Origin of the sequence: Streptomyces sp. NPDC057617 (genome assembly GCF_042800555.1) — a bacterium.
Classification (GTDB): Bacteria; Actinomycetota; Actinomycetes; order Streptomycetales; family Streptomycetaceae; genus Streptomyces.
In genome coordinates this window covers 1,094,720-1,107,114 of sequence record NZ_JBHVGV010000001.1, presented here as the reverse complement: position 1 = coordinate 1,107,114, position 12,395 = coordinate 1,094,720, and the positions used below count along the sequence as shown (strand labels likewise).

Sequence of the window (12,395 nt, the reverse complement as noted above, 5' to 3'; positions counted from 1 at the left end):
CAGGGACTGCGCGTGCTGCGCGTCCAGTCCGGCGCGGTGTGCGGAACAGGTGAAGCGCCTGCGTGTGGCGGCGTGTGATCCGTTCCTCGGTCAGGGCAGGGTGAGGATGCGGGGGCCGTCGTGGGTGATGGCGATGGTGTGTTCGATGTGGGCGGCGCGGCTGCCGTCGATGGTGCGCAGGGTCCATCCATCGGGGTCGGTGCGGTAGTCGTTGTGTCCTCCGGCCATGAGCATGGGTTCGATGGCGAGGGTGAGGCCGTGGCGCAGGGGGAAGCCGCGGCCGGGTCGTCCGTGGTTGGAGACGTGGGGGTCCTCGTGCATGTGGCGGCCGATGCCATGGCCGCCGAAGTCGGTCGGCATGCCGCAGTCGGCGGTGCGGGCGACGGTGTTGATGGCGTGGGAGATGTCCCCGATGCGGTGGCCGACGGTGGCGGCGGCGATGCCGGCGTCCAGTGCCCGCTGGGTGGCGGCGATGAGTTCCAGGTCGGCGGGGCGCGGGGTGCCGACGGTGAAGCTGATCGCGGCGTCGCCGGTCCAGCCGTCGAGTTCGGCTCCGCAGTCGATGCTGACGAGGTCGCCGTCGCGCAGGCGGTAGTTGTCGGGGATGCCGTGTACGAGGGCGTCGTTGACGGAGGCGCAGATCACCGCGGGGAAGGGGGTGGGGGCGAAGGAGGGCTGGTAGCCCAGGAACGGGGAGCGTGCTCCGGCCTTGGCCAGGACGGTGCGGGCGGCTTCGTCGAGCTCGCGCAGACGGACCCCGACGGCTGCCGATCGGCGGGCCGCTGCGAGGGCCTGGGCCACGACGCGTCCGGCTTCACGCATCATCTCCAGCGCCGTGTCGGTCTTGATCTCCACCATGTGCCGTGACTCCCTGCGATGCCGCTACCCAATACTTATACCGGTATTAGTATCACAGGTGCGGTGGGGGTTCCTCCGAGGCCGCAGGAGCGGCAGCGTGGAGAGCGGTTCGGGGCGCTGCTCCGTGAGGTCCACGGTGACCGCCGCCGTGGGACGAACCCGGGGCCCGGCGGATGGTGTGTCGTGGCCGGCGGCTCTCGGCCACCGGCTGCCGGACGACGTGGACCACCCGGCGCTACCCGGCGATATCGGTTCCCGGTTGCGCTGATGCCGCGGGCGCGGACCTCGTGGTCCGCTCGGAGCGATTCGAATACGGGACTGCTCGGCATCAGGCGCCCTATCGGCGAAGAAATTCCCGGATCGGCGGAATTCCGGCCGACAGCCTGACAGAGATTTCCGGCGAGATCGCGGCAGCCCCCGCGGCACGGACCGACCCCGCAGCCGGCGCGCCGCCCCCAGGTGTGCGCAATGCCCCAAGGTATGCCAGTAAAGGCCCCATTCCTCGCCACGCCAGGCATCCCGACATTATGCCGAGTTACTCACCGTACTTCGCCGTACTTCACCGCACATCGGCGCACGGCGCATCGCCGTGCATCGCCGCACGTCACCGCGCGGACCCGAATGCGCCGCGCCGTGATGTGACGCGCATAGACGCCCGTCCGATGAATCTGCACACCGAATACTCAGGCAACACGCCCTCTCCCCGGGCGCTTCCCCCGCGCCGGACGGTCGCCGTGTACCCGGGGGCGGGAATGTCGTGTTCGTAGGCAGTGACATTCCGGACAGCGAATGTTCAATCTGCCCGTTGTGTGAAGGAGCTGCCACCACTTGATGGACATGTGTGCACGCCTCGCCGACCGGGTGCCGGAATGCTCACCGTCACCCGCGATCGGATTGGCTGCCCCGCGCGGCTTTGTGCTTTGATCCATCGCACTGCGGGAGACCGCGGCAATTCCGAATTACCCACACGAAGGGCACCCACATCATGAACAGCACCCCCCAGGTCGCCACCCAGGAAATCTCCGACGCCGACCTGGACAACGTGTCCGGTGGCCTCCTCGGCGGCGTGATCGGCACCGCGGTCGGCACCGTCGACTCCATCGTTCCCGTCTCCGGCACCGTGGGCATGGTCACCGGCACCGTCGACTCGGTCACCGGCGCCAACACGTCCGGTGCCCTGGGTGTCGTCGGCGGTCTCTAGGACTCCCCTTCAGACAGACCTCTGAGAGACCGCATCACATGCCGTGTGTCCCGGACCCGCCGCCAAGGATCCGGGACACACGGCCGTTGAGGGGCCGCCGTTGAGGGACGGCTGTTCAGGGACGGCCGTCGACGGAAGAGAGCCGACGGAAGAACGTTAGGGAAGAGTGTCGTGCAGTTTCGTCAACAGGCACTTTCCAAGCTGCAGTCGCCCGAGGAGATCGACCTTCCGGTGCGCTACGCCCGGCCCCGGGGCGGGCTCGTGCTGGCCGTCACCGTCGTGGCGATGATCGCTGCCGGCGCCTGGGCCGTGACCGGCACCGTGTCGTCCACGGTCGCCGCGCCCGGAATCCTCACCCACATACGGGGCAGCTATGTCCTGCAGAGCCCGGTCGCCGGTCAGGTCACCGACGTACTCGCCGAGGAGGGACAGCGCGTCGCCGCCGACGCGCCCCTGCTCAAGGTCCGTACGGCTCAGGGGAACAGCGTCGTGCGCACCATCGCCGCGGGCCGGCTGACCACACTGGTCGCCTCGATCGGCTCCGTGGTCACCACCGGGGCGGACGTGGCAGCCGTGGAGCGCTTCGACCGCGCGGACGATCCCCTTGTCGCGCTGCTGTACATGCCCATGGCCAACGGGGCGTCCGTGCCCGTGGGCGCCGCCGTCGATCTCACCCTCCAGTCGGTGCCGGCACAGCAGTACGGGGTGCTGCGCGGGCGGGTCGAGGCGGTGGGCCGTACCCCTCAGACACGCCAGCGGATCAGCGGTTTCCTCGGCAACAGCCAGCTCGGCGAGCAGTTCTCCAAGGACGGCCAGCCGATCGCTGTTGTGGTGCGGCTCGAACGGTCCTCCGCCACCACATCGGGCTACGCCTGGTCGTCCTCCGGCGGCCCTCCGTACGCGATCGACTCCATGACCCTCGCCACCGGCTCCGTCCATGTGGCCGAGCAGCACCCGATCGATTGGCTGCTTCCATGAGCACGCAGCAGCGGCTGCCACCGGCCGGCCGCGGCCGGCACCGCCCCGAGAGCGCGCAGGCCCCCCGGCGCGGTGCGCGCCGCGCCTCCCCGCAGGCCAAGGCCAAGAAGCGGAAGCCCGTCCGTACCCCCACCGTGCTCCAGATGGAGGCGCTGGAGTGCGGTGCCGCCTCGCTCGCGATGGTCCTGGCCCACCACGGCCGGCACGTACCGCTGGAAGAGCTGCGCATCGCGTGCGGAGTCTCCAGGGACGGCTCGCGCGCCAGCAACCTCCTGAAGGCCGCGCGCAGTTACGGTCTGCGGGCCAAGGGCATGCAGATGGAACCGGGTGCGCTCGCAGAGGTGCAGGCGCCGGCGATCCTGTTCTGGGAGTTCAATCACTACGTGGTCTACGACGGTGCGGGGCGTCGGTTCGGCCGCAGGGGCGTACACATCAACGACCCCGACAAGGGGCGGCGCTTCGTCGCGCCGGAGGACTTCGACACCAGCTTCACCGGCGTGGCGCTGGTCTTCGAGCCGACGGCCGCCTTCCGTACGGGCGGCCGTAAGCCGGGCATCATGAGCGCCCTGCCCGCGAGGCTGCGCGGTACGCGATCCACGCTGCTGGCCGCGCTGTTGGCGAGTCTGCTGCTCGTCGCGGTGGGCGCCGCCGTGCCCGCGCTGAGCCGTACGTACATCGACATGTTCCTGATTGGCCGTCAGGACTCCGTGCTGGGACCGCTGTTCGCCTCCATGGCCGCGATGGTCGCGCTCACCGCCGTACTGACCGGGCTGCAACAGGCGAATCTGCTGCGCGGCCGCATCATCTCCTCGACCCTGAGCAGTGCCAGGTTCCTGCGCCATCTGCTGCGCCTGCCGGTGACGTTCTTCGCGCAGCGCAGCCCGGCCGATCTGGTCCAGCGGCTGCAGTCCAACGACGTGGTGGCGGAGACACTGGCCCGGGACCTCGCCGCCGCGGCGGTGGACGGGGTCGTGGTGATCCTCTACGCCGTGCTGCTCTGGACGTACGATCCCCAGCTCACCGTCATCGGTGTGCTGATCGCCCTGCTCAACGTGGTCGCGATGCGGATCGTGATCCGGCTGCGCGCCACCCACACCCATAAGCTGCGCGCGGACAGCGCCCGGCTGACCAACACCTCGTACACCGGCCTCCAGTTGATCGAGACCATGAAGGCCACCGGCGGCGAGAACGGCTACTTCCGGCGCTGGGCCGGCCAGCACGCCACCACACTCGACGAGCAGCAGCGACTCGGTGTGCCCGGCGCGGTCCTGGCCGTCGTCGCGCCGCTGCTCGCGACCTTCAACAGCGCGCTGATCCTGTGGATCGGCGGGCTGCGGGCCGTGGAGGGCCATATCTCGATCGGTCTGCTGGTCGCCTTCCAGGCGCTGGTGACGCGCTTCACCGCGCCCATCACCCGGCTGAACGGAGTGGCGGGCCGGGTGCAGGATTTCGCGGCCGATGTGGCGCGTCTGAAGGATGTCGAGAGTTTCCCGGCCGACACGCTGTACTCACGGGAACAGCCGGACGCGAGCACGCGCAGGCTCACGGGCCATGTGACGCTGGAGGACATCACGTTCGGCTACAGCCCGCTGGACAAGCCGCTGCTCACCGGCTTCTCCCTGTCGGTGGGGCCCGGCCAACAGGTCGCGCTCGTCGGCGGGTCAGGCAGCGGCAAGTCCACCGTCTCCCGTCTGATCTCCGGGCTCTACGCCCCCTGGGAAGGCACGATCCGGATCGACGGACAGCGACTCGACGACATCTCCCGCAGCGCCCTGGCCGCCTCGGTCTCCTTCGTCGACCAGGACGTCTTCCTCTTCGAGGGCACGGTCCGTGACAACGTGGCGCTGTGGGACCCGTCGATATCCGACGAGGCCGTGATCACCGCCCTGCGGGACGCCGCGCTGTACGACGTGATCGCCCGGCGTCCCGACTCCATCCACAGCCGGGTCGAGCAGGACGGACGTAATTTCTCCGGCGGGCAGCGGCAGCGGCTGGAGATCGCCAGGGCGCTGGTAAGGCGGCCGAGTGTGCTGGTCCTGGACGAGGTGACGAGCGCGCTGGACGCGGAGACCGAGCGGGTCATCATCGACAATCTGCGGCGGCGCGGATGCGCGTGCGTGGTGATCGCACACCGGCTGTCTACCGTGCGGGACAGCGACGAGATCGTGGTCCTGGACCACGGCGCGGTCGTCGAGCGGGGGCGGCACGAAGAACTGGTCGCCGCCGGAGGCCCGTACGCCGAGCTGGTCAAGGAGCACTGACGTGTCGTCCGTACGCCCCACGGACCAGCCGGGCGCGGATCCTGAACCGGGCGGTGCCGACCCGGTGATTCTCGCGCTGGGCGGTCTCGGCGCACCCGTCGACTGCGCGGGTCTGCGCAGTGTGCCGCTGGAGGGGCCGCAGATGCTGTGGCTCGTCCTGGGCGGAGCGCTGGACCTGTTCGCCGTGGGCGTGGCCGAGGAGGGACACTGGCATTTCCTCGGCCGCCTCGAAGCGGGAACGCTGCTGCTCGGACCGGTCGAGGGGCCCGCGCACACACTGCTCGGCAGACCCTCGCAGGACTGCCTGCTGCGCAGGATCCCCCTGCGCGAACTCCACCGGCCCGAGTACGGACACCGGCCCGAGTACGGGGATTACGGCCATTACGACGCCTACGGCCAGGCGTCCGCGGAGCCTCATGCGTACGAGGATCCTCACGCGTACCGGGATCCTTACGCGCACGACGACCCCTACGGACCGCACGCGCCGCTGGAGCACGCCTTCGCTCTCGGTGTCGGCCGCGGCTTCGGCGTCCTGTTCGAGGCACCGCTCGACGGCCGTTCCGCGGTCGACGAGGCCGTGGCCGACGACGACGTCCTGTGGATGCCGGTCCCCGAGGGCAGTGTGCGCTACGGCGCCTCGTACAGCGCCGAGGCGGCGGGCGACCTGCTCGTCGACGGCACGATGTGGCAGGGGATGGTCGACCGGCAGTTCCGGCTGCTGTCCGCCGTGGACCGCTGGATCGAACGGGTGGAGCGCGCCCACGAGGACCGTACGGCGGCCGGCATCAAGGCGGGCGAAGCGGCCGGGGCGCGGGCCGACCAGGCACTGCTGGCCTCCATCGGCAGGCCGGAGCGGGCCGGGCGGAGTTCCGCGGGCGGCGAAGGAACCGACGACGACACGACGTACGCCGTCTGCCGTCTGGTCGCCGAAGCGTCGGGCATCACCCTGACCGGACCGCCGAAGGGCGGCGCGGCCGGTGTCACCGACGACGCGCGCGGGGGCGCACGTGTCTCCCTCGTCGAGCGCATCGCCGTCACCTCCCGGATCCGTACCCGCGCCGTCCGGCTGGACGGGCGGTGGTGGCGTACGGACACCGGTCCGATGGTCGGGCATTGGGGCAAGTCGGGCGCGCCGGTCGCACTGCTGTGGCGCCGGGGCGGGTACGAGGCGGTGAACCCGGCATCGGGTCTGCGGCTGCGTATCGGCTCCGCCAACGCCGCCGAACTCGAACCGCGCGCCGTGATGTTCTACCGCCCGCTCCCCGAACAGCCCCTGACACTGTGGCGGTTGTTCCGTTTCAGCCTGCGCGGCACCCGGACGGAGATGCGTCATCTGCTCATCGCCGGACTGGTCACGGTCGGGCTCGGCGGGCTCGTGCCCATCGCCACCGGCCAGGTGCTCGGTGTGTACGTACCGAACGCCGAGAACAGTCTCATCGTCCAGGTTTCCCTGGCACTCGTCGTCACCGGCATCGTCTCCGCCGCGTTCATGCTGCTGCAGAACCTCACCATCCTGCGGATCGAGGGCCGGATCGAGAGTTCGCTGCAACCAGCCGTCTGGGACAGGCTGTTGCGGCTGCCGACGAAGTTCTTCACCGAGCGCTCCACCGGGGAGCTGGCCAGTGCGGCGATGGGCATCAGCGCGATCCGCCGGGTGCTGTCCGGCACCGGTCCGGTGGCCGTGCAGGCAGGCACGGTCGGCGCGATGAATCTCGGGCTGCTGCTCTTCTACAACGTGCCGCTGGCGCTGGCGGCGGTCGCGATGCTGATCGTCATCGGCTCGGTGTTCCTCGCGATGGGGCTGTGGCAGCTCCGCTGGCAGCGACGGCTCGTCGAACTCGGCAACAAGCTCAACAACCAGGCGTTCCAGACCCTGCGCGGCCTTCCCAAGCTGCGCGTCGCCGCCGCCGAGAGCTTCGCGTACGCCGCGTGGGCACGCGAGTTCGCCCGCTCACGCGAGCTTCAGCAGCGGACGGGCCGGATCAAGAACCTCACCACCGTTCTCGACGCCGTATATCTGCCGTTGTGTACGTTCATCATGTTCGTACTGCTCGCGGGACCGGCCCGCGGCAGCATGTCGGCCGGCGCGTTCCTGACCTTCAGCACGTCGGTGACCATGCTGCTCACATCGGTCACGCAGATCACCGGCGCACTCATCTCGGGCGCCGCGGCACTGCCCCTGTTCGAGCAGGTCAGGCCGATCCTGGACGAGCCGCCGGAGGTACGGGGCGCGAGCGCGCAGCCCGGTGTCCTGTCGGGCGGCGTAGCGGCCAGAAACCTGTCCTTCCGCTACACCGACGACGGCCCGCTGGCTCTCGACGACGTGTCCGTCGAGGTCGGGCCCGGCGAGTTCGTGGCGGTCGTCGGCCCGAGCGGATGCGGCAAGTCGACACTGCTGCGCCTGCTCATCGGCTTCGACAAGCCGCTGTCCGGCAGTGTGCTCTACGACGGCCAGGATCTGGCGGCCCTCGACCAGGCCGCCGTACGACGTCAGTGCGGAGTCGTCCTGCAGAACGCACAGCCGCTCACCGGGTCGATCCTGGACTGCATCTGCGGCGCCGAGGCCTTCACCCAGGAGGAAGTGTGGGAGGCGGCGGAAATGGCGGGCCTGGCCGAGGACATCAAGCGCATGCCGATGGGTCTGCACACCATGATCGCCGGCGGTGGCGCGATCTCGGGAGGCCAGCGGCAGCGGCTGATGATCGCCCAGGCGCTGATCCGCCGGCCGCGCATCCTGTTCTTCGACGAGGCCACCAGCGCGCTGGACAACGAGACACAGCGCATCGTGGTCGAGAGCACCCGCAAGCTGAGCGCCAGCCGGCTGGTCATCGCCCACCGGCTGACCACGGTCATGGACGCGGACCGGGTGATCGTCATGGCGGACGGCCGCGTGGTCGAGCAGGGCCCGCCGGCCGCCCTGCTGGCGGACCCGGCCGGCCGGCTGTACGAGCTGGTGCGACGGCAGATGACGTGACAGGGGTCGTACGGTGCGGCCCACGGCGATGTCCGCCGTCGGTCGTCAGCGGTCCCCGAACTCGTCGGTGGCGCCGGCTGCTTCGGTGCCGTCAGTGCCGTCGGTGGGTTCGGAGAGGCCGAGGGTGAGGACGTTACGGAGTTCGCGTCGGTTCGTCACACCGGTCTTGCGGTAGACGCGGTACAGGTGGTTGTCGACGGTACGCACCATGATGCCGAGCAGGCTCGCGATCTGCCGGCTGCTCTGTCCGTCGGCGGCGAGGCGCGCGATGTCCCTTTCCCGGTCGGTCAGTTCGGGGGTCCAGCAGGCGAGAACGGCGGGTGTCATGACGCCCTCGCAGTGTCGCGCGAGCTGAAGGCAGCGGTCGGCGGCGCGTTGTGCGTGGACCGTGCTTCCGTTGCGTAACCACAGGCGTGCCGCGTGTGCGGCGGCCTCGGCCGCGTGCAGGTGCATGCCGGCGGTCTGGAACGAGGCGCAGACCTCCTCCAGCGCGGACGCGTCGCGGTCGGCGAACGCACCGGCGTGTTCGGCGTAGATCCTGATGTGCGGGTTGTCGGAGACGGCGGCGAGTTCGACGAGCCGGCCGGAGACGGCCGCGGACTGACCGAGACGTACCGGCAGGTGCAGCAACTCCGCCTCCCACAAAAAGGCCTGCTCCTGGCGGGCGTCGTCGGCCGCGCGCATCGCCTGGCGCGCGGCATCGCGCAGGCGGCCCCGGGCTGCCAGGATCCATGGCTGCGCCATCCGGAAGGCCAGGGTGTGGAGGATGCGGTACGACTGCACATGGGCGAGATGCGCTTGGTCGAGCAGCGTCTGCGCCTCGGCGGCGTTGCCGGTCATCGCCTCCACGGTGGCCCATTCACCGTACAGCAGCGCCTGCTGGCCCCAGGTGGCGTCGTCGCGCAGTATGGAGGCCGCTTCGCGCATGTGCCGCAGGGTCGACCGCAACTGTCCGCGGCGCGCGGCGATCCTGCCGAGGAAGATCTGCCAAGCACCCTGGCTCGCCACCCAGTTGGACTCCCGCGCCTGCCGGTACTCGGCAGTGGCGATCGCCTCGGCTTCCCCCAGCCGTCCCGAGAACGCCTGCGCGTTGCACAGCCAGCTCAGCAGACCGGCGTGCAGGAACGGCATGTCGTCCCCGTCCGACAGGATCATCAACGCCGATTCGGCCAGCCGTAACGCGGCGTCCGTCCGGCCGTGGCAGAAATGATCGATGCACTCGGCGTAGTACACCCTGACCGTTGTCCCCGGGGTCGGCGGTACGCACTGCCGGGCGCGGGCGACGGCCTCCGCGTACGCCGGCCAGTCGGCCTGCGCCGCGAGCAGTAGGGCTTGCAGGGCGGCCAGTTCGGCGCGCGCGGCCTCGTCGGCCATGGTCTCTTCCGTACGGCGCAGCAGGTCCAGGGCGTCGGCGGGGCGGTCGAGGGCGAGAAACATATTGGCGGCCCGCAGTTGCACCGACTGCAACTGCTCGCGCTCGGATGTGATGGTCCCCGACAGTCCGCTGTGGACCTGCTCCGCCCGCACCCCGTCCCCCGTATAGCCGAGCGCGACGGCCAGCGCCCGCTGGGCCGGCGCACCGCCACCCGCGTCGCACGCCGCTCGCGCCAGCCGCGCCGCCAGGGTGAAGTCCATGGTCAGTACGGCGTGTTCGGCCGCGGAGAGAAGGAACCGCGGATCGGTGAGATCACCGGCTTCCAGACGCCAGCCGCCGACCCGGGCCGGATCCTCGCGCCGGCGCATGCCCGTACGCTCGATCGCCTCGGCCAGATCCCGGCAGTGGCGCCGCCACCGGTGAGGGGGCGTCCGCCGGCGCAGCACCTCGCCGTACAGGGGATGGGCCAGCCGTACTTGGGTGCGCCAGCCGTCCTTCTCGCCGATGATCAGCTCGCGGCGGTCGAGTTCGTCCATGACCGCGGGGCCGGTGAGCTGTTCGAAGACCGTCACGCCGAGGGGTTCCCCCAACGCCATGAGTTCCGCGGCACGCTGCACCGGCGCGGAGAGCTGCCCGATACGCCGGCTCACCAGATCGACCAGACGTGTACTGAGCTGGAACGGCCCCTGCCAGCACCACACTTCACCGACGACCGCCAGCGTGCCGGAGGCGAGCCCCGCGTCGACGAGCTGCTGCAGCCACAGCACATTGCCGCCGCTGTACTGCCACAGCCTGTGCGCGGTCGCGGTCTGCACCTGCCCGCGCAGCGTACGTTCCAGCAGGCGGCTGACGGAATCCGCGCCCAGCGGCGGCAGATCGACCCGGTCCGCGTAGTTTCCGCGTATCAACGCCTCGACGGCATCGGGCATCGGCACATCGGAGCGGCCGGTGAGGACGATCCGCATACCGCCGTGCGTGGAGCCGTGCATACCGCTCCGTACGGCGAGATGCAGCAGGAGGGAAGCCGAACCGTCGTCGAGCAGATGCACGTCGTCGACGAGCAGGGTCCGCTGTCCGTCACCGATGCCGGCGAGCAGCCCATCGGCGAGGACCCGCAGCAGATTGGGACGCCCGCCGGCCGTGGGCAACGTTGTCGGCAACAGGTGCGCCAAGGCGCCGAAGGGAATGCGCGCGACGCTTTCGGTGGCGGACGCCGTCAGTAATCGCCCGGGGGGTACGGCCGTTCCGGTTTCGGTTCCAGTTCCGTTTTTTGCTCCGTTTTTGGTTTCGGCTCCGGACAGCAGCTCCCGGGCCATTCGCGTCTTGCCGACGCCGACGGGGCCCGTGATCAGCAATACCGGCCGGGCCGAGTGCTCCATCAGCGATGTCAGTTCGGCAAGCGTCACGTCCCGGCCCGTGAACGGCCAGGAGGGAGAGGGCGGATAAGGCGGATAGGCCTCGTGTGCGGAAGGTTCCGGCGATATCGGACGATCTATCCGGTCTTCCATCGGAAGCCCTCCGTGTGGATCAGCCCCACCCGCCGGGCCCGCTGGTCCGGCGCTGCCGGGCTGAGTATCGCATTACTCACGACATGAAACTGCCGTATGGATAGGTTTCACACCGCCCGCGTCCATTGGTGCTCCCGGTGGAATTCGACCGGCTCCGCATCACCTGTTCTGGCTGTGAATCGACCCTCGTTGAATGGCGAAAACTCGCTTCAGCGCTGTTTTGAGACTCCGGTGGCCGATATCGGCCACCGTGTTGAGGACCGACCGAGGAGAACACATGCATGGCAGAGGAAATGGCAGAAGAAGTACGGCCCGCGGTGGCGTGAATGCCATGGAGAATTCCGTGGGGGAAGCCGGCTCCGGCTTCTTGCGCCGCGCACTGGCGGGGCTGATCGCGGCGGTGGCGCTGTTGACGGGACTGGTGGTGACGGGCCCGTCGGCCATGGCGGCCGACCTGCCGTACGGTCCGTACACCTGCGCGTCGGGCTTCGTGTGGCGGGAGGCGGTCGCGTCGGACCTGGTCTGTGTGACGCCGCAGATCCGCTCCGAGATCGCGACGGAGAACGCGCTGGGGCCGTCCCGCCGGGAGCCGAACGGCGGCATCTACGGTCCTGACACCTGCAAGCCGGGCTTCGTCTGGCGCGAAACGCGGCCCTCGGACCACGTCTGCGTACCGCCGGCGAGCCGCGACCAGGCCCGCGCCGACAACGCCAACGCCCCGTGGCGGCTGGCGGACCCGGGCGCGACACCCCGCGGCGGGGTGTCCGTCTCCACCACGTTCCACCAGCTGGGCGGCTACCTGTACGCCACCGGCAGCGGGCTCAGCCCGAACGGCGTGGTGCGGTTCTACGCGGTGGGCATCAACACGGTCGCGCCCTACTCGCTGGGCTCACTGAGCGTCAGCGCCTCCGGCACCGTGCCGGGCTGGCAGTACGTCGCGGACATCAGGTGCCGAGGCGGACAGACGCAGCCGGCCACCATCGTGGTGCTCGACCAGAGCTCCGGCCTGGTCACCACCGGCGGCACGACGGACGCGTTCCGCCACTGCGGCTGAGCCGGGAATCGCGCTGAAGGCCGCGAGCAGCGTGTGCGTGTGTACGGACGGGCCGGGGGGGGGGGGGATTCCCCCAGCCAGCGCCCGCACCCCCCCCCCCACCCCCCCCCCCCCCCCCCCCCCCCCCCCCCCCCCCCCCCCCTCCCCCCCCCCCAAACACAACCAAACCCCAACCCCCAACCCCAC

At 70.1% G+C, this 12,395-nt stretch carries 7 protein-coding genes; 5 read left to right on the top strand and 2 right to left on the bottom strand.

The features are described 5' to 3' along the window. Positions 1-90: 90 nt before the first annotated feature. Complete coding sequence (map, locus tag ACFU9P_RS04815; protein WP_384077789.1) at positions 91-858, bottom strand: type I methionyl aminopeptidase; 768 nt, start codon at positions 856-858, stop codon at positions 91-93. A 985-nt stretch (positions 859-1,843) separates the two neighbouring features. Between map and ACFU9P_RS04810 the strand changes: the two genes are divergently transcribed. The 4 genes from ACFU9P_RS04810 (at position 1,844) to ACFU9P_RS04795 (ending at position 8,272) form a co-directional block, all read left to right on the top strand. After that, positions 1,844-2,059, top strand: a complete 216-nt coding sequence (locus tag ACFU9P_RS04810; RefSeq protein WP_376379169.1) for a type A2 lantipeptide — start codon at positions 1,844-1,846, stop codon at positions 2,057-2,059. A 171-nt stretch (positions 2,060-2,230) separates the two neighbouring features. Continuing rightward, the gene (locus tag ACFU9P_RS04805; protein ID WP_384077788.1) at positions 2,231-3,037 is read left to right on the top strand and encodes an HlyD family efflux transporter periplasmic adaptor subunit; all 807 of its coding nucleotides are present in this window, start codon (positions 2,231-2,233) and stop codon (positions 3,035-3,037) included. Positions 3,038-3,180: 143 nt separating this feature from the next. Next, complete coding sequence (locus ACFU9P_RS04800; RefSeq protein WP_384077927.1) at positions 3,181-5,298, top strand: NHLP family bacteriocin export ABC transporter peptidase/permease/ATPase subunit; 2,118 nt, start codon at positions 3,181-3,183, stop codon at positions 5,296-5,298. A 1-nt stretch (position 5,299) separates the two neighbouring features. Next, positions 5,300-8,272, top strand: a complete 2,973-nt coding sequence (locus tag ACFU9P_RS04795; RefSeq protein ID WP_384077787.1) for an NHLP bacteriocin export ABC transporter permease/ATPase subunit — start codon at positions 5,300-5,302, stop codon at positions 8,270-8,272. A gap of 45 nt (positions 8,273-8,317) precedes the next feature. Here the strand turns inward: ACFU9P_RS04795 and ACFU9P_RS04790 are convergent, their stop codons facing one another. Next, positions 8,318-11,155 carry a LuxR C-terminal-related transcriptional regulator gene (locus ACFU9P_RS04790; RefSeq protein WP_384077786.1) on the bottom strand — a complete coding sequence of 946 codons (2,838 nt, stop codon included), beginning with the start codon at positions 11,153-11,155 and terminating at the stop codon, positions 8,318-8,320. 343 nt (positions 11,156-11,498) lie between these two features. Between ACFU9P_RS04790 and ACFU9P_RS04785 the strand changes: the two genes are divergently transcribed. Beyond that, on the top strand, positions 11,499-12,209 hold the full coding sequence (locus ACFU9P_RS04785; protein ID WP_384077785.1) for a hypothetical protein: 711 nt from the start codon (positions 11,499-11,501) through the stop codon (positions 12,207-12,209). Positions 12,210-12,395 lie beyond the last annotated feature (186 nt).